The sequence below is a fragment of the Haemophilus sp. 27098_8_127 genome (genome assembly GCF_041433495.1).
Lineage (GTDB): Bacteria > Pseudomonadota > Gammaproteobacteria > Enterobacterales > Pasteurellaceae > Haemophilus_D.
In genome coordinates, this window is record NZ_JAPWBP010000003.1 from 141,898 (window position 1) to 160,209 (window position 18,312).

The 18,312-nt window shown below is 38.6% G+C and carries 19 protein-coding genes and 3 tRNA genes; 16 read left to right on the plus strand and 6 right to left on the minus strand.

What is annotated here, in order from left to right:
* From O3746_RS05010 to O3746_RS05025, 4 genes are all read right to left on the minus strand, one after another.
* Entirely contained in the window at window positions 1-837 is an 837-nt protein-coding gene (locus tag O3746_RS05010) for a ParA family protein (RefSeq protein ID WP_011271825.1), read from the minus strand.
* Window positions 838-912: 75 nt separating this feature from the next.
* A tRNA-Leu gene (locus O3746_RS05015) sits at window positions 913-999 on the minus strand.
* A gap of 28 nt (window positions 1,000-1,027) precedes the next feature.
* Window positions 1,028-1,101, minus strand: a tRNA-Cys gene (locus O3746_RS05020).
* Between the two features lie 7 nt (window positions 1,102-1,108).
* A tRNA-Gly gene (locus O3746_RS05025) sits at window positions 1,109-1,184 on the minus strand.
* A 255-nt stretch (window positions 1,185-1,439) separates the two neighbouring features.
* Here O3746_RS05025 and O3746_RS05030 point away from each other — a divergent pair.
* Entirely contained in the window at window positions 1,440-2,549 is a 1,110-nt protein-coding gene (locus O3746_RS05030; RefSeq protein ID WP_371447928.1) for a methionine biosynthesis PLP-dependent protein, read from the plus strand.
* 117 nt (window positions 2,550-2,666) lie between these two features.
* Window positions 2,667-2,990 carry a thioredoxin gene (trxA, locus tag O3746_RS05035; protein ID WP_049356568.1) on the plus strand — a complete coding sequence of 108 codons (324 nt, stop codon included), beginning with the start codon at window positions 2,667-2,669 and terminating at the stop codon, window positions 2,988-2,990.
* Between the two features lie 53 nt (window positions 2,991-3,043).
* Here trxA and O3746_RS05040 read toward each other — a convergent pair whose 3' ends face one another.
* On the minus strand, window positions 3,044-3,853 hold the full coding sequence (locus O3746_RS05040) for a DNA ligase (RefSeq protein ID WP_197559233.1): 810 nt from the start codon (window positions 3,851-3,853) through the stop codon (window positions 3,044-3,046).
* A gap of 200 nt (window positions 3,854-4,053) precedes the next feature.
* Between O3746_RS05040 and lpcA the strand changes: the two genes are divergently transcribed.
* The 6 genes from lpcA (at window position 4,054) to O3746_RS05070 (ending at window position 8,444) form a co-directional block, all read left to right on the plus strand.
* Window positions 4,054-4,638 carry a D-sedoheptulose 7-phosphate isomerase gene (gene lpcA / locus O3746_RS05045; RefSeq protein ID WP_014065007.1) on the plus strand — a complete coding sequence of 195 codons (585 nt, stop codon included), beginning with the start codon at window positions 4,054-4,056 and terminating at the stop codon, window positions 4,636-4,638.
* A 149-nt stretch (window positions 4,639-4,787) separates the two neighbouring features.
* Window positions 4,788-5,525, plus strand: coding sequence for an arginine ABC transporter ATP-binding protein ArtP (gene artP / locus O3746_RS05050; RefSeq protein WP_005696556.1), 738 nt, complete (start codon window positions 4,788-4,790; stop codon window positions 5,523-5,525).
* Window positions 5,526-5,536: 11 nt separating this feature from the next.
* On the plus strand, window positions 5,537-6,256 hold the full coding sequence (locus tag O3746_RS05055) for an arginine ABC transporter substrate-binding protein (protein WP_197559234.1): 720 nt from the start codon (window positions 5,537-5,539) through the stop codon (window positions 6,254-6,256).
* Between the two features lie 3 nt (window positions 6,257-6,259).
* Entirely contained in the window at window positions 6,260-6,931 is a 672-nt protein-coding gene (gene artQ / locus O3746_RS05060; protein ID WP_005696554.1) for an arginine ABC transporter permease ArtQ, read from the plus strand.
* The gene (gene artM / locus O3746_RS05065; protein ID WP_193451485.1) at window positions 6,931-7,614 is read left to right on the plus strand and encodes an arginine ABC transporter permease ArtM; all 684 of its coding nucleotides are present in this window, start codon (window positions 6,931-6,933) and stop codon (window positions 7,612-7,614) included. The genes artQ and artM overlap by 1 nt, the downstream gene beginning before the upstream one ends.
* A 116-nt stretch (window positions 7,615-7,730) precedes the next feature.
* Window positions 7,731-8,444: an NAD-dependent deacylase gene (locus O3746_RS05070; RefSeq protein ID WP_197559235.1), complete on the plus strand. Its 714-nt coding sequence runs from the start codon at window positions 7,731-7,733 to the stop codon at window positions 8,442-8,444.
* A 46-nt stretch (window positions 8,445-8,490) separates the two neighbouring features.
* Here O3746_RS05070 and O3746_RS05075 read toward each other — a convergent pair whose 3' ends face one another.
* Window positions 8,491-8,724, minus strand: coding sequence for a zinc ribbon domain-containing protein (locus O3746_RS05075; RefSeq protein ID WP_197559236.1), 234 nt, complete (start codon window positions 8,722-8,724; stop codon window positions 8,491-8,493).
* A 202-nt stretch (window positions 8,725-8,926) separates the two neighbouring features.
* Between O3746_RS05075 and O3746_RS05080 the strand changes: the two genes are divergently transcribed.
* From O3746_RS05080 to mraY, 8 genes are all read left to right on the plus strand, one after another.
* A complete protein-coding gene (locus tag O3746_RS05080) occupies window positions 8,927-10,501 on the plus strand; it encodes a carbon starvation protein A (RefSeq protein ID WP_371447934.1) in 1,575 nt (524 codons plus the stop codon).
* 208 nt (window positions 10,502-10,709) lie between these two features.
* Window positions 10,710-11,168: a division/cell wall cluster transcriptional repressor MraZ gene (gene mraZ / locus O3746_RS05085; protein ID WP_005696540.1), complete on the plus strand. Its 459-nt coding sequence runs from the start codon at window positions 10,710-10,712 to the stop codon at window positions 11,166-11,168.
* A gap of 77 nt (window positions 11,169-11,245) precedes the next feature.
* Window positions 11,246-12,214 carry a 16S rRNA (cytosine(1402)-N(4))-methyltransferase RsmH gene (gene rsmH, locus O3746_RS05090; protein ID WP_369866725.1) on the plus strand — a complete coding sequence of 323 codons (969 nt, stop codon included), beginning with the start codon at window positions 11,246-11,248 and terminating at the stop codon, window positions 12,212-12,214.
* Between the two features lies 1 nt (window position 12,215).
* Complete coding sequence (gene ftsL, locus O3746_RS05095) at window positions 12,216-12,536, plus strand: cell division protein FtsL (protein WP_302482248.1); 321 nt, start codon at window positions 12,216-12,218, stop codon at window positions 12,534-12,536.
* A 14-nt stretch (window positions 12,537-12,550) separates the two neighbouring features.
* Window positions 12,551-14,371, plus strand: a complete 1,821-nt coding sequence (locus O3746_RS05100; RefSeq protein ID WP_049366208.1) for a penicillin-binding transpeptidase domain-containing protein — start codon at window positions 12,551-12,553, stop codon at window positions 14,369-14,371.
* A 14-nt stretch (window positions 14,372-14,385) separates the two neighbouring features.
* On the plus strand, window positions 14,386-15,855 hold the full coding sequence (murE, locus tag O3746_RS05105) for a UDP-N-acetylmuramoyl-L-alanyl-D-glutamate--2,6-diaminopimelate ligase (protein WP_371447938.1): 1,470 nt from the start codon (window positions 14,386-14,388) through the stop codon (window positions 15,853-15,855).
* Window positions 15,856-15,864: 9 nt separating this feature from the next.
* Window positions 15,865-17,235 (plus strand): UDP-N-acetylmuramoyl-tripeptide--D-alanyl-D-alanine ligase, encoded by a 1,371-nt coding sequence (murF, locus tag O3746_RS05110; RefSeq protein WP_308603044.1) that lies wholly within the window; start codon window positions 15,865-15,867, stop codon window positions 17,233-17,235.
* On the plus strand, window positions 17,229-18,311 hold the full coding sequence (gene mraY / locus O3746_RS05115; protein WP_049364429.1) for a phospho-N-acetylmuramoyl-pentapeptide-transferase: 1,083 nt from the start codon (window positions 17,229-17,231) through the stop codon (window positions 18,309-18,311). Before murF ends, mraY begins: the two co-directional genes overlap by 7 nt.
* Window position 18,312 lies beyond the last annotated feature (1 nt).

Genomic DNA, 18,312 nt, shown 5'->3' on the forward strand with positions numbered 1-18,312 from the left:
TTAGCCTTCCTTTTTCATTGGTTTATCAAAAAGTGTTTTAAATTGAGGGAGTAACAAGCAACACAGTTCTTTGATAACAGGATATTCAGCTTGGCTATGGCGATAAACTGGCAATGAATAAGTTGCAGCTTCTCTATATGCCACATGCGCAGGGATTGAAAAATCAAGGAAGGTTTTGCTTTCATCAAAATTGGTTTCAAATAGGACATGCAATTGATTGAGTACAAATTTCACGTCATTAGTATTATCAACGCAATTTGCGATAGCTTTGAGAGGTGGTAATTTGAAGCCAAATGATTCAAAGGTTTCTAAATCTTGATACATTCCGATAGTTCCACGGATAAATTCTTTCGCAGAAAGAATGTGTGGAAGAATAGGGCAGAATAGGATGTCAGCTGCTAAGACAGACATATCGACAGTAATGTCTCTAGTACCTCGAGTATCAACCACAATAACATCATAATTATCAATGTTTTTAATTAAGTGACTAAATCGAATTGCACCATCAGGGGCATTACGTAGAGTTTGACTTACATTGTTTGATGGGTCATTTGATTGAATTAAATCCAAATTAGGAATGGATGTTTTTGAAATGATATGGGAAGGTTCAATATCACGACGGGTTAAAAACTCATAAATACCACCGGGAGCTTCTTCAGTTAAAGCATAATAAGAGCTTAAGGTTGGTTGAGTATCAGTATCAATAAGAAGAGTTCTTAAACCGTGGTCAGCGCAGAACGCCCCAATATTGGCAGCATTTGTACTTTTTGCAGAACCGCCTTTAGTACAAGCGACAGTAATAATATAAGGTTTTTTAGAAACAGAAGAGAAGTCCATAATTCCTCACCTAACGATAATTAAAAATTAAAGTTAAGTATTGGACTAGGTACTGATTATTGGTTTGGAATTAGATGGTGCCCGAAGCCAGACTTGAACTGGCACGCCTCGAAAGGCGAGGGATTTTAAATCCCTTGTGTCTACCGATTCCACCACTCGGGCATTGAGTGATTAACTAACTGCGTGGTTATGGAGGCGTGTCCCGGAGTCGAACCGAGCTACATGGATTTGCAATCCAGTGCATAACCGCTTTGCTAACACGCCGTTAGTTTGGAGCGGGAAACGAGGCTCGAACTCGCGACCCCGACCTTGGCAAGGTCGTGCTCTACCAACTGAGCTATTCCCGCATACGCTGTTAGTGCGGTGCATTTTACGGGAATTTGAAATTCTGTCAATCGAAGATCTGAAAAAAAAATTCAAATGTTGAAAAAATCTTCGTTTCGGTTGAAATTACAGCAAAATTTGACTCAAGAATATAATTTTAGCTTAGTTTTCAATTTCTACTTTTATCGTGATTGGGTTTGTGACAAAATTGGAGCGTTTTGTTCGCCATTAAATCAAGAAAAGTGCGGTCAAATTTTTGCATGTTTTAGAGGTAAATTATGACACAACAATATTCTATCGATACATTATTAGCTCAAGCGGGAAATCGCAGTGATGAGCGCACTGGTGCGGTTTCAACGCCCATTTATCTTTCAACGGCTTATGGCCACCATGGGATTGGTGAAAGCACAGGGTTTGATTATACCCGCACGAAAAACCCAACACGTAGTGTTTTGGAAGATACCGTAGCAAAATTAGAAAATGGTGATCGTGGTTTTGCCTTTTCCTCTGGCATGGCGGCAATTCAAGTGCTGATGAACCTATTTAAAGGCCCTGATCAATGGATTGTGTCAAGTGATGTATATGGTGGGACTTATCGTTTATTGGATTTTGCCTATAAAAATAACAACAGCGTAAAACCCGTTTATGTGAACACCGCTTCTTTAACTGAAATTGAAGCCGCAATTACAGCGAATACAAAAGCAATTTTTATTGAAACCCCATCAAATCCATTAATGGAAGAGTGTGATGTAGCAGAAATTGCGAAATTAGCGGAAAAGCACAATTTATTAATGATTGTGGATAATACCTTCTTAACTCCTGTGCTATCTCGTCCATTAGATTTAGGCGCAGATATTGTGATCCACAGTGGTACAAAATATATTGCAGGTCATAATGATAGTTTAGTGGGCTTGATTATTGCAAAAGGACAAGAACTTTGTGATCGTATCGCTTATATTCAAAATGGTGCAGGTGCCGTACTTTCGCCATTTGATTCTTGGTTAACCGTGCGTGGTATGAAAACCCTTTCATTACGTATGAAACGCCATCAAGATAATGCGAAGGCAATTGCAGAATTCTTACGCCAACAGCCACAAATTGATAGCGTATTATATCCAAACAAAGGCGGTATGCTGTCTTTCCGTTTGAAAGATGAAAATTGGGTAAATACGTTCTTAAAATCAATCAAGTTGATTACCTTTGCAGAAAGTCTAGGGGGAACAGAAAGCTTTATTACCTATCCAGCAACCCAAACCCATATGGATATTCCTGAAGCAGAACGCGTCGCTCGTGGTATTACAAACACATTATTGCGTTTTTCTGTTGGTTTAGAAGATGTGGAAGACATCAAAGCCGATTTATTACAGGCCTTTGCACAACTTAAATAATTAGTTTTTATCAATCGGACTAATCTGTGCAATTCAATATGCCTTGTGCTATTATGCATAACATCAATTAACGTTAGGTGTTGATTCGTTAGCACCTTATTAAATAAGGAAACAAAAATGAGCGAAGTATTACATATTAATGATGCAGATTTTGAAACTGCCGTTGTGCAATCTGATATCCCAGTATTAGTGGATTTCTGGGCACCTTGGTGTGGTCCTTGCAAAATGATTGCGCCAATTTTAGATGAAATTGCACCTGAATTCGCAGGTAAAGCAAAAATCGTTAAAATCAACGTCGATGATAACCAATTAGTGGCTGGTCAATTTGGTATACGTAGTATTCCTACTTTACTACTTTTCAAAAATGGCCAACTTGTTGCAACACAAGTCGGTGCATTACCAAAAAATCAATTAGCGGCGTTTATTAATCAACACCTATAATTGAGTTATTAAACATAAAGAGCGGTCAAAAATAGTGATGTTTTTGACCGCTCTTATTTTTTCTCTCGCCAATAAGTAGCAAAACGAGGTTTCCCAGAATTAGTTAATCCTCGATATTTGTAGGTGATCGTGCTACCAATAGGCGGTGGATTTTCGCGCTCACTCAGATTAAATCCTGAACCAATTTTGAATTTTCCACGATGATTTTCACAGGTGAGTGATCCGAGTATATTCTCAAATTGTCCTTTCCCTTTGTGATGTGCTATCACTGTGCACTCTTCATCATAAGTGCTTTTTAACTTTAAAATTTGTGTACTGCGTTTTCTTTCGTAAGGCGCATTAGGATTACGTAATACAATTCCTTCACCTTTTTTCGCTTCCACTTCATGCAAATACTCGAATAAATGTGTTTTATCTCGTATCGGAATTTGCGGAATAATCTTGATATAAGGTGTAGGGTGTTCTTTCAAATAATCTTCTAAGGTTTTGAGACGTTCAAAGAGATTGCCTGATGCATTAGGCACATCGAAAACATAAAGTATCAATTTTGTCCAATTATCATCTTTAAAGGATTTCGTGATAGAGGCAATCTCTTCAAATTGATTACGTTCACTAAATATCTCACCATCAATGGCAAAAGGCGGAAATTGAGCGGTAAAATAGGTCGGTGCTGGCAAGGGCAGTCCTTGACGACTTAATAATGTTTTGCCATCCCAATAACCTCGTACCCCATCTAATTTTTCTGACATTACCCAACCTTGAACATCTTGGTTTTCATAAGTTTCTAATAGCATTAAATCACGCTCATTCGCCCAGGTTATTTGGCTGAATAGGAGGCAAACTAATAAGTAAATCGCTCTCATGATGTTTCCTTTTTAAATTTATTGAGTTTAAAAAGTGCGGTCATTTTTTACAGCGTTTTTAATTGAATCTGTGATTCGTATCGCAAAATAATGAGAAGTAAGCTGAAAAATAGAGAGATAAGAAAGAGCAGTGGATTATTTGAAATGAACGCTATACAATGCCAACGCGATTTCGAATTTTAATTTTTAAGGAGAATAAAATGTATTTTGATCAAATTAAAGCTGAGCTTGTGGAAGCACAAGACGTACTAAATAAGTTTGTTTCAGATGATAACAACATCAAACTTATTGAAAAAGCAGCTAAATTGTTAGCCGAAAGCTTTAAAAATGGCGGGAAAGTATTATCTTGCGGTAATGGTGGTTCTCACTGTGATGCTATGCATTTTGCCGAAGAACTAACCGGTCGTTATCGTGAAAATCGTCCTGGCTATCCTGCAATTGCGATTTCTGATGTAAGTCATTTAAGCTGTGTAAGTAATGACTTTGGTTATGAATATGTATTCTCTCGCTTTGTTGAGGCCGTGGGTAAAGAAGGCGACGTTTTATTTGGATTATCGACATCAGGCAATTCTAAAAATATCTTAAATGCGATCGAAGCGGCGAAAGCAAAAGGTATGAAAGTGATTGCGATGACAGGTAAAGATGGCGGTAAAATGGCAGGTTTAGCGGATGTTGAAATTCGTGTGCCACACTTTGGTTATGCAGATCGTATTCAAGAAATTCATATTAAAGTGATCCATATTTTAATGATGCTGGTTGAATTTGAGATGGCGAAAGAGGCCTAATTCGCGATAAGTGCGGTTTAAAATTCAATGATTTAAAGATCCCAAAAAGTTTTTTGGGATTTTTTTATAAAAATACTTGCATAATTAATCATTAAAAAGTAATATTTATTCATTCTTAGAAATCAAGAGAGGATAGCAGTAAACTTAGTATGGCGATTAGTGTTAAAAATTTGAATTTCTTTTATGGTTCATCACAGGCATTGTTTGATATCAATCTTGATGCACAAGAAGGCGATACCGTGGTGTTACTCGGACCAAGTGGTGCAGGAAAAAGTACGTTAATCCGTACATTAAATTTATTAGAAGTACCAACCTCTGGCGAATTGCATATTGCGAATAATCATTTTGATTTATCTCAAGCGAATAATAACCCGAAAGCCATTCGTCAACTTCGTCAAGATGTTGGCATGGTATTTCAGCAATACAATCTTTGGCCACATTTAACGGTGATTGAAAACCTAATTGAAGCGCCGAAAAAAGTGTTAGGCATTAGCGAGGAAGAAGCGAAAAAAGATGCATTAGAACTTTTAAAACGTTTACGTTTGGAAGAGCATGCCGATCGTTTCCCGCTTCACTTATCTGGCGGTCAGCAACAACGTGTTGCCATTGCTCGAGCATTAATGATGAAACCGCAAGTGTTGTTGTTTGATGAGCCAACGGCTGCACTGGATCCAGAGATTACAGCTCAAGTTGTTGATATCATTAAAGAACTTCAACAAACAGGCATTACTCAAGTGATTGTGACCCACGAAGTGAATGTGGCACAAAAAGTGGCGACCAAGGTCGTTTATATGGAACAAGGTAAGATTATTGAAATGGGCAGTGCAGATTGCTTTGATAATCCCAAAACCGAACAATTTAAACAATATCTTTCACACTCAGAATAAGGAAACACAACATGAAAAAATTACTTTTAAGCGCAATGTTAATGGGCTCAGCTTTTGCTGCGAATGCACAAGAAATCACTTTCGCGATGGAGCCGAGCTACCCGCCATTTGAAACAACGAATGAAAAAGGCGAAATCATTGGTTTTGATGTGGATGTAGCGAATGCAATTTGTAAGGAAATTCAAGCGACTTGTCATTTCAAAAGCCAAGCATTTGATGCGTTAATTCCAAGCTTGAAAGCAAAACGTTTTGATGCAGCGATTTCTGCGATGGATATTACTGAAGCGCGTGCAAAACAAGTTTCATTTTCTAATGCGTATTATGATAGCACAGCAAGTTATGTGGCTTTAAAAGGAAAAGCAGATTTAGCTTCAGCAAAAACAATTGGTGTTCAAAATGGAACAACATTCCAACAATATACTGCCGCAGAAACCAAGCAATATAATGCAAAATCTTATGCAAGCTTACAAGATGCGATCTTAGACTTAAAAAATGGTCGTATTGATATTATCTTCGGTGATACCGCCGTATTGTCTGATATGATTTCTAAAGAGCCTGAAATTCAATTTGTTGGCGAGAAAGTGACTAACAAAAAATATTTCGGTAATGGTTTAGGTATCGCGGTGAATAAATCAAGTAAAGAATTGCTAGAAAGCTTAAATAAAGGTTTAGAAACCGTGAAAGCAAATGGTGAATACCAAAAAATCTATGACAAATGGATGACAAAATAATCTATGTTTTATGATTATCTTACATTAATTGGACATGCAGCCCTAATGACCTTAGGGCTTGCTATTTGCTCGTTAATTGTCGGTTTATTGCTCAGTATTATTTTTACCGCCTTAGAAGCAAATAAATATGTCTTTATTGCAAAACCAGCTTCTGTTGTGATTGCTTTATTGCGTGGTTTACCGGAAATCTTGGTGGTTCTACTGATTTATTTTGGTTCAACCCAAGTAGTAGAAATGCTGACGGGGGAGTATATCGAATTCAGCGCCTTTGGTTGTGGTGTATTTGCATTGTCTTTGATTTTTGCCTCTTATGCTTCACAAACTTTACGTGGCGCCATTCAAGCCATTCCAAAAGGGCAGTGGGAATCAGGTGCAGCGTTAGGCTTAAGTCGTCCTTATACCTTCATCCATTTGATTATGCCACAAGTATGGCGACACGCTTTACCGGGCTTAAGCAACCAATGGCTCGTGTTATTAAAAGATACCGCACTGGTGTCGTTAATCGGGGTAGATGATTTAATGCGTCAAGCCGGATACATCAATACAAACACCCATGAACCTTTCACTTGGTATGGCATTGCAGCCTTGATTTATTTAGTGATTACTTTGATCAGCCAAGCAGGTATTCGCAAATTAGAATTACGTTTCACTCGATTTGAACGGGGAGTCGAATAATGTTTCAAGAGTATTTAGCCGTCATTGCTCAAGGTATTCCGACTAGCCTGTTGCTTACAGTTGTGTCTTTGTTTATTGCCTTTTTCTTAGCATTAGGGCTAACCTTCTTGCTTTCTATCGGCAATAAATTGGTGAAAAGTGCGGTCAATTTGTTCCTTGTTTTATTTACAGGGACCCCGCTTTTAGTGCAATTTTTCTTGATTTATGCAGGCCCTGGTCAATTCCAATGGTTGGTGGACAGTCCATTATGGGGATTATTTTCCAATGCATGGTTCTGTGCTGCATTAGCTTTGGCTTTGAATAGTGCGGCTTATTCAACCCAATTATTCCACGGAGCAGTAAAAGCGATCTCTAAAGGTCAATGGGAAAGCTGTGCGGCATTAGGACTAAGTCGTATGCAGACTTTAAAAATTCTCATTCCTTATGCGTTAAAACGTGCGCTCCCTTCTTATACCAATGAAATTATTTTGGTATTTAAAGGTACAGCATTAGCTTCTACCATTACGATCATGGATATCATGGGATACGCACGCCAACTTTACGGCACCGAATATGATGCACTCACTATCTACGGTATTGCAGGCGGTATTTACCTCATCATTACTGGTATCGCCACTTTATTACTCCGTCAATTAGAAAATAAAGTGTTGTCATTCGAACGTATTGATACCGCAAAAGCATAAAGTGCGGTCAAAAATGGAAACAAATCGGGCTGTTTAAAAATTGCCCGATTTTTTATTATAAATGCGAAGTGAATCTGTTTTTCAGGCTTATAATATAAAGTACTGAGGAGGATATTATGAAACCTATTTGTGTCGTATTAACTGGCGCAGGAATTAGTGCCGAAAGTGGTATTCCTACATTTAGAGCGGAAGATGGTTTGTGGGCGGGTCATAAAGTCGAAGAAGTTTGTACGCCTGAAGCTTTGAAGAAGAATCGAGCGAAAGTATTAGATTTCTATAACCAACGACGAAAAAATGCGGCTGCAGCTAAGCCAAATGCTGCACATATCGCCTTAGTTGAATTAGAAAAAGCCTATGATGTGAGAATTATCACGCAAAATGTGGATGATTTACATGAACGAGCAGGAAGTTCGAATGTTTTACACTTACATGGTGAACTGAATAAAGCTCGTAGTAGTTTTGATGAAAGTTATATTGTGGATTGTTTTGGCGATCAGAAATTGGAAGATAAAGATCCTAACGGTCATCCAATGCGTCCATATATTGTTTTTTTCGGTGAAATGGTGCCGATGTTAGAACGTACAGTGGATATCGTAGAGCAAGCGGATGTCGTGTTAGTGATTGGTACTTCTTTGCAAGTGTATCCTGCGAATGGCTTAGTTAATGAAGCGCCAAGCAAAGCGCCAATTTACTTAATCGATCCGAATCCCAATACAGGATTTGTTCGTAAGCAAGTCATCGCAATAAAAGAAAAAGCGGGGAAGGGCGTACCGAAGGTAGTGAGCGTATTGTTAGATAAAATAAAAGATTCACCTATATCTAAGCAATAAAGATGGAGTATGGCCAAAATTCTTATCGTGTTTTAACCGCACTTTGTTATTTCCCCGTCAGCCAACTTGCCAATAAGATAACGATAGTAAAAATAGCCAACCAAATAAGGTGAAGTTTAGTGCTTTTTCGATTAATTTCGGCATTTTGTTGGCGTCGTTGTTCTAGTTTTTGTTTGTAAATTTCAAGATCTTCTTCTTTAAAAGAAAACCCACAATTTGGACAAAATTGAGCAGATTCGCTGATTTTTTTACGACATTCTGGGCAGCGGGTGAGAGCCATTGATAATCCTTTATTAATTATTTTAATTTATATGCCTATTGTAAGTGAAAAAAACGGAATGATAAACGTGACATGGATCACAAAATTGAAACAATGTAAAAATTAAAATTTTGATTTTGATGATTTTCACTTAGAATACCGCCGACGAAGTCTAGTATATGACTAAATTTCGGTATTCATTTATTCCTGAGGAGTATTTTTTATGTTGTGGTTTTTCTTCTGCGTGGCGTTATTGCTTGCAGGTTATTTCTTTTATAGTCGTGTAATTGAGCGCATTTTTGTGATCAATCCAAATCGTCAAACGCCAGCTTATACAATGAATGATGGCGTTGACTATATGCCAATGTCTAAAACTAAGATTTGGTTAATTCAATTATTAAATATTGCAGGTACAGGTCCGATCTTTGGTCCGATTCTTGGTGCGTTATACGGACCAGTTGCAATGCTTTGGATTGTAGTGGGTTGTATCTTTGCTGGTGCGGTACACGATTATTTCTGCGGAATGTTAAGTGTGCGTAATGGTGGGGCATCTATGCCAAACCTTGCAGGTAAATACTTAGGTCGTCCAGTTAAAGCATTCATTAACGTATTAGCTGTTGTGCTTTTATTATTAGTAGGTGTGGTATTCGTAGCAAGTCCTGCTCAATTAATGGGTACGATTACAATGGATGTGTTTGGTGCTGCATCAAGTAGCATTTCTATTAGCAATGCGGAAGAAATCCATCAGGTAGCTGAAGCAGGTGGTATTACCGTTTGGGGTATGGATAAAGCGACTGTGATCAGTGTTTGGACTGGTATCATCTTCATTTACTATATTCTTGCGACATTACTTCCAGTTGATAAAATCATCGGTCGTATCTACCCATTCTTCGGTGCATTATTACTCTTTATGTCTGTAGGTATGGTATATGGTTTAGTCAGTGCAGATCTTAGCTCAGCAGATCCAATTTCTTTCTATCGTTCTGTGGACGGTATGTCTTTTGAGAAATTCTTCCAAAACTTTGAAACACGTGGGGATTTACCATTATGGCCACTCTTGTTCTTAACAATCTCTTGTGGTGCATTATCTGGTTTCCACGCAACACAAAGCCCATTAATGGCTCGTTGTACTGAAAACGAAAAAGAAGGACGTTTTATTTTCTACGGTGCGATGATCGGTGAAGGTGTAATTGCATTAGTATGGTGTGCGGTTGGTTTAAGTTTCTATGATTCTTTACCAGATTTATTAGCAGCGATTAAAGCAGGTTCTCCTTCTAAAGTGGTTTATGACTCTTCTATCCACTTCTTAGGTCTTGTTGGTGGTATTTTTGCAGTGTTAGGTGTGGTTGTTCTTCCTATTACATCAGGTGATACAGCATTCCGTGCAGCACGCCTTGTTATTGCAGAATTTTTCCATTTAGAACAAAAAACCTTAGCTAAACGTTTAATTATTGCTGTGCCATTATTCGTGGTTGGTTATATCGTATCAAAAGTGGATTTCTCTATCTTATGGCGTTACTTCACTTGGGCGAACCAAACTACTGCAATGGTGATGTTATGGACTGCAGCAGCGTACTTATACCGTTATAATAAATTCCACTGGGTATGTACAATCCCTGCGGCATTTATCAGTACTGTATGTTTCACTTACCTTGCATACAACAAAATCGGTTTCGGTTTAGACTATCAATTATCTGTTTATATCGGCTTAGGTTTAACAGTACTTTGTTTAGTATTATTCTTCACACAGCTTAAACCATTAGGTGATCGTGACGAAGAAGCGTATGTAAATAACTAATTAAATCGAGTTAAAAATTGAAAAACCGTTTGAGAGAAATCTCAAACGGTTTTTTGTTTATTTTATTAACAAAATTTACCAATCTTTACGTTTTAATTACTTGCAAGTTAAGGCTACAACCGATAAACTTACGCAAAGTGGTGAAAAGTGGAATTTTGTGGAAAATTCTGCCAAATTTTTCTAAAAATAAACGTTTAAAGGTAGAGAAATGTTTCGTGGTGCAGCAGCGGTAAATTTAGATGCGAAGGGTCGTGTAGCGATCCCTACTCGTTATCGTGCTGAAATCATGGAAAAGAACCAAGGCCAAATGGTTTGTACCGTTGATATTCGTCAGCCTTGTTTATTACTTTATCCTTTAGATGAATGGGAAAAAATCGAACAAAAACTACTTTCACTTTCCAACTTTGACCCAAATCAACGACGCTTACAACGTGTAATGCTCGGTTATGCCACAGAATGTGAAATGGATGCGCAAGGTCGTATCTTATTAAGTGGTCCATTACGTCAACACGCAAAATTAGAAAAAGGTTTAATGTTGGTAGGGCAGTTGAATAAATTTGAAATTTGGAGCGATACCGAATGGTATGCACAAATTGATGAAGATATCGAAATTGGCTCAAGTGCTGAATTCGGTGCTTCTGAAGAACTAAAAATGCTGTCATTATAGAACAGCAGCACTAGCAGGATAAGCGGTGCTTGCGCCGCTCTATCTTCTCTTTATCGATTTTGATTTAACGTTTACTTATGACTATGCAAAATTCCTTTTCTGCACCTGAACATATCACGGTTTTGCTTCACGAAGCGGTGAATGGTTTGGCGTTGAAAGAAAATGGAATTTATATCGATGGTACCTTTGGTCGTGGTGGTCATTCTCGCCTCATTCTCTCGCAGCTTTCTGAACATGGTCGTTTAATTGCAGTGGATCGTGATCCTCGTGCAATTGCTGAAGCTGAAAAAATCCAAGACCCTCGTTTTCATATTGAACATAATAGCTTTTCACACATTCCAGATATCTGTCAAAAACTCGATTTAGTTGGTAAAATTGACGGCATTTTGCTGGATTTAGGGGTGTCATCTCCACAGCTTGATGAAGCTGAGCGTGGTTTCAGTTTTATGAAAGATGGTCCGTTAGATATGCGCATGGATACCACACAAGGTTTATCCGCGGCAGAGTGGCTAAAACAAGTATCTGTTGATGATTTAACTTGGGTGTTAAAAACCTTCGGCGAAGAGCGTTTTGCAAAACGAATTGCCACTGCCATCGTAGAATTTAATAAAAGTGCGGTCAAAAATGGCACAGAATGTTTAAGTCGTACTTCTCAGCTCGCTGAATTAATTGCTCAATCTGTGCCGTTTAAAGATAAACATAAGCATCCGGCGACTCGTAGTTTCCAAGCCATTCGAATTTATATTAATGCGGAATTAGATGAATTAGAAAGTGTATTAAATTCTGCATTAGATATGTTAGCCCCTGAAGGGCGTTTATCGATTATCAGTTTCCATTCACTTGAAGACAGAATGGTAAAACATTTTATGCGTAAGCAAAGCAAAGGCGAGGATATTCCAAGAGGTTTACCACTACGTGAAGATCAAATTCAACGTAATCAAAAGTTAAAAATCATTGGTAAAGCTATTCAGCCGAGTGAGGCAGAAATTTCGGCAAATCCACGCTCCAGAAGTGCGGTTTTACGTATTGCGGAAAGGGTGAAATAAGATGTTAGAAAATAGCGAACGTTATCCTTTACAACATATTCTCGTGGAAGATATTTTTTCTTCTAATAAGTTAATTGTCATCTTACTTTTATTAATTTTAGCTTCTGCAATGGGCACAATTTGGATGACGCATCAAACACGGGGCCTAATTTCTGAAAACGGGCAGTTGGTATTACAACACCAAGCCCTTGAAAACGAATATCGCAATTTACAATTACAAGAAGCAACCGAAAGTGATAATACAAGAGTTGAATCTATTGCGATTGGTACATTAAAAATGCAACGTGTTCAAAGTGAACAAGAAGTGGTTATTTTTGAATAGAGATTTTGAATAAAATGGTTAGATTTAATTCCTCTAAGAAACCAGGAAAGCCAAAGAAAACAATTAGAAAATTGGCTCAACCTGCGTCAGTAAAACCGAACAAACCGAAAATGGTGTTTGAGAAATGCTTCCTTCGTGGTCGTTATCTCATCGCGACAAGTTTTATTTTCTTAGGCTTAGGCGCATTAGTGGCTCGTGCTGCTTATGTGCAATCTGTTAATTCTGAAACCCTTTCTGGTGAAGCGGACAAACGTTCATTACGTAAAGATGACGTGCTTTCTGTTCGCGGTTCAATTTTAGATCGTAACGGCCAATTGTTATCGGTGAGTGTACCTATGAGTGCAATCGTGGCTGAACCGCGTTTAATGCTAAAAGAAAATGCACTAGATGATAAAGAACGTATTAAAGCCCTTGCTAACGAATTAAATATGACACCAGCCGAGTTGGTGAAAAAAATTGAGAAAAATGCAAAATCAGGCTTCTTGTATTTAGCTCGTCAAGTAGAAGCGAGCAAAGCGAATTATATCCGTGAACTCAAAATTAAAGGTATCTCATTAGAGACAGAACCACGTCGTTTTTATCCTCGTGTAGAAGAGGCGGCTCAATTAATCGGCTTTACTAACATTGATGGTAAAGGGATTGAAGGGGTTGAGGCAAGCTTCAATTCAATGTTAGTGGGTAAAGACGGTGCGCGTGTTGTTCGTAAAGACAAACGTGGTAACGTGGTTGAACATATTGCTGATGAGAAAAAATACGATGCACAAGATGTCACCTTAAGTATTGATGAAAAGTTACAATCCATGGTGTATCGTGAAATCAAAAAAGCGGTAACAGAGAACAAAGCAGAATCAGGCACAGCCGTATTGGTGGATGTACGTACGGGTGAAGTATTAGCTATGGCAACTGCACCTTCTTATAACCCAAATAATTTGGCTAATGTCAAAGATGAATTAAAACGTAACCGTGCGATTACGGATACCTTTGAACCCGGTTCAACCGTAAAACCTTTTGTTGTATTGACCGCACTTCAACGTGGCGCAGTGAGACGTGATGAGGTAATTAATACAGGTTCATTTACCGTAAGTGGTAAAGAAATTGTTGACGTGGCACCTCGCCCACAACAAACCTTAGATGAAATTTTGATTAACTCCAGTAACCGTGGTGTGAGTCGTCTTGCTTTACGTATGCCACCTTCAGCATTAATGGAAACTTACCAAAATGCAGGTTTAGGTAAAGATACTGAGTTAGGCTTAATCGGTGAGCAGCGTGGCGTATTAAATGCAAACCGTAAACGTTGGGCCGATATAGAACGTGCAACTGTTGCTTACGGTTATGGTATTACTTCAACACCATTACAAATTGCGCGTGCCTATGCTACTTTAGGTAGCTTCGGGATTTATCGCCCACTTTCTATTACTAAAGTCGATCCGCCAGTTATTGGTCAACGTGTCTTCTCTGAAAAAATCACGAAAGACGTAGTGGGCATGTTAGAAAAAGTCGCGATCAAAAATAAACGTGCGATGGTTGAAGGTTATCGTGTTGGCGTGAAAACAGGTACAGCGCGAAAAATTGAAAATGGTCACTATGTTAATAAATATGTGGCATTTACTGCAGGTATTGCACCAATTAGCGATCCACGTTATGCATTAGTTATTTTGATTAACGATCCGAAAGCCGGGCAGTACTATGGTGGTGCGGTATCTGCGCCAGTATTCTCAAGCATCATGGGCTATGCATTACGCGCTAATGGTATTGCCCCAGATGCAGAACCAACAGAAAAAACAGCAAGACGTACTGTTCGCTTAAGCGATCAAAAACTTGAAAAAATGAATTAAGAAAAGGCAAAACAATGAAAAAATTGACCGCACTTTTTGATCTTCCGGTGCTTTCAGACATTAATGTGAAGGCAATGGTGTTAGATAGCCGCAAAGTGACCCAAGATGATTTGTTTGTGGCAGTAAAAGGGCATCGTTTTGATGCGAGTCAATTTGTTCCTCAAGCCATCTCTTTTGGCGCAAGTGCGGTCGTTTTAGAAACAGATTTAGAAAACGAGCATTTGAACATCCAATGGCAAAATAATGTGCCAGTGATTCACTATTATCACTTATCAGCTCATCTTTCAGCGTTGGCCGGTCAATTTTATGATAATCCTTCCGAAAAATTGACTTTAGTTGGTGTGACTGGAACAAACGGTAAAACCACCGTTTCTCAATTATTAGCTCAATGGGCAACCTTATTAGGACATAAAGCTGCTGTCATGGGCACCATTGGCAATGGTTTATTAGGCCAAGTCAAAGAAGCAAAAAATACCACAGGCTCAGCCGTTGAAGTTCAAGAAAACCTTGCTGATTTTGTAGAGAATGGGGCAGATTTTGCTTCTATCGAAGTGTCTTCACATGGTTTAGTTCAACATCGCGTTGAAGCCCTTAAATTTAAAGCCGCCATTTTTACCAATTTAAGTCGTGATCATTTGGATTATCACGAGACAATGGAAAAGTATGCGGAAGCTAAAAAACGCTTTTTCATTGATTTAATGCCTGAATTACAAATTCTCAATGTTGACGATCCAATTGGGGCTGCATGGTTAAATGAATTAGCAAATGGTATTGCAGTCAGCTGTCGCCTAGATTTTCAACCAACTTCTAAACAATGGCTTTATGCAACACAGATTCATTTCACTCACGAAGGTGTGGTCATTGATGTTGCTTCAAGTTGGGGTAATGGCACATTACATAGCCCATTAATTGGCGCTTTTAACGTGATTAATCTGCTGTTAGCCACGGCTGTTTTATTGGCTTTAGGTTATTCTTTCGACGATCTTATCCGTACGGTTTCACAGCTAAAAGGGGTAAATGGAAGAATGGAATTGATTAAGAAAGCAGGTAAACCAACGGTTGTCGTTGATTATGCCCATACTCCGGATGCATTAGAAAAAGCATTAAATGCCGCGCGTGAACATTGTAAAGGCAAACTTTGGTGTATCTTTGGTTGTGGCGGAGATCGTGATGCAGGCAAGCGTCCTCTGATGGCAAAAGCGGCTGAACAGTTTGCTGATTTAGTGATCGTAACCCAAGATAATCCACGCACAGAAGATCCAAATAAAATTGAAGCCGATATCCTTACTGGTTTTAGTCGAATGGAAGATGTTGGTGTGATTCCGGATCGTGAAGAAGCCATTAAATTTACCATTGAGAATGCAGTTGAAAATGACGTGATTGTGATTGCTGGTAAAGGCCATGAAAACTATCAAATCATTGGAGATAAAACACTTCATTTCTCTGATCAAGAAGTGGCTGAAGCCTATTTAACAAAAAAATAAAAAAATAGAATGATTAAACTAACTACCCAACAGCTTGCTCAAATTTTAAATGCTGATCTTATTGGCGATGAGCAGGCCGTTGTTGAAAATATCAATACGGATACGCGTAAATCGGTATCTAACTCACTTTTCTTTGCATTAAAAGGTGAGCATTTTGATGCACATCAATACTTAGATAAAGCCGTTGAGCAAGGTGCGACAGCCCTAGTTGTGCAACAAGCCAACACTGAAATTGCAACGCCACAATTAGTTGTTGCAGATACGCGCTTAGCTCTTGGTCAATTAGCAAAATGGTTACGTGAAAAAATTAATCCTCATACCGTAGCAATGACGGGGTCATCAGGTAAAACTACAGTAAAAGAGATGACCGCATCCATTCTACAACAAACAGCAGGTAATCCTGAGGCTGTGTTATTCACAAATGGTAATTTTAACAACGATATTGGCGTACCGTTAACGTTATTACGCTTAACCGAACAACATAAATTTGCCGTTATTGAATTAGGTGCTAATCATCAAGGTGAAATTGACTACACCACGCATCTTGCTCAGCCTGAGACCGCATTAGTGAATAATGTAGCGGCTGCACATTTAGAGGGTTTTGTCTCCATTGAAGGTGTAGCTCGAGCTAAAGGTGAAATCTATCGTGGTTTAACCCAAAATGGCGTGGCGATTATTAACAGTGAACATAATTATATTGAATTGTGGCAAAAAGAAATTGGTTCCCATGCTATTCAATATTTTAATGGTCGTGATTACAAAGCTGAAAATGTAAAACATTCACCTAATGGCTCAACCTTTACGTTAGTTTCACCAAAAGGTAGTATTGGAATTAATTTGCCTTATTTAGGTGAGCATAATGTAAAAAATGCTTTGGCAGCGACCGCACTTGCTATGAATGTGGGCGCGAGTCTTGCTGATGTAAAAGCAGGTCTTGAACATCGTTCTCAAGTAAAAGGACGATTATTCCCGATTCAAGTGAATGAAAATCTCCTTTTATTAGATGATACCTACAATGCAAATGTCGATTCTTTACAAGCTGCGATTGATGTTTTAAAAGGTTATGATGCTTTCCGCATTCTACTCGTGGGCGATATGAAAGAATTAGGCGAGGATAGCCTAAAATGTCATCGACAAGTGGGCGAGCATGCAAAACAAGCTAAATTAGATTTGGTGCTTTCTTACGGAACAGAAAGCGCGGTCATTTCTGAAGCTGTTTTGGGAAAACATTTTACAGATAAAGCTGAATTGACAGCTTATGCGTTAGATATTATTAAACAGAAATTACAAGAAAACCAAAAAGTCGTCGTATTAGCGAAAGGCTCGCGCTCAATGAAAATGGAAGAGACGATTTATTCATTAAAGGATAGCTTATGTTAGTTTGGCTTGCTGAATATTTAGTTCGCTATGAAACGGCATTCAATGCCATTTCCTATATTACTGTACGTGCGATTTTGGCATTATTGACCGCACTTTTCATTTCTTTATGGATTGGTCCTAAAGTGATCAAACGCCTTCAAATTTTAAAATTTGGCCAAGAAGTGCGTAATGATGGTCCTGAAAGTCACTTTGCGAAAAAAGGTACGCCAACTATGGGCGGAGTGATGATTTTATTCTCCATCGGTGTCAGTACGCTATTATGGGCTAACTTAATGAATCCTTATGTTTGGATTTGCTTATTTGTGTTGTTTGGCTATGGTGCAATTGGCTTTGTGGATGATTTCCGTAAAATCACACGTAAAAATACCGATGGTTTAATTGCACGTTGGAAATATTTCTGGATGTCAGTTGTGGCATTAGTGGCGATTATTTGGTTGTACTGGTTAGGCCATGATACTGATGCAACTCGCTTAGTGATTCCATTCTTCAAGGATATTATGCCGCAATTGGGTCTATTCTATATTGTGTTGTCTTACTTTGTGATTGTGGGCACAGGTAATGCGGTAAACTTAACTGACGGTTTAGATGGTCTTGCGATCATGCCAACCGCTTTAGTAGCTGGTGCATTTGCTTTAATCGCATGGGCGACCGGTAACGTTAATTTTGCAGAATACTTACATATCCCTTATATCAAATATAGCTCTGAAGTGGTGGTGTTCTGTACCGCAATCGTAGGTGCAGGCTTAGGATTCTTATGGTTTAACACTTATCCGGCTCAAGTCTTTATGGGTGATGTAGGCTCTCTTGCACTTGGTGGTGCACTTGGTGTTGTTGCCATCCTTGTTCGCCAAGAGTTCTTATTAGTGATTATGGGGGGGGTATTTGTTGTTGAAGCCTTGTCTGTGATTTTGCAAGTAGGTTCTTACAAGTTAAGAAAACAACGTATTTTCAGAATGGCACCAATTCATCACCACTTTGAATTAAAAGGTTGGCCAGAACCTCGGGTGATTATTCGGTTTTGGATTATCTCCTTAATGTTGGTGTTGATGGGGCTTGTAACGCTCAAACTAAGATAAT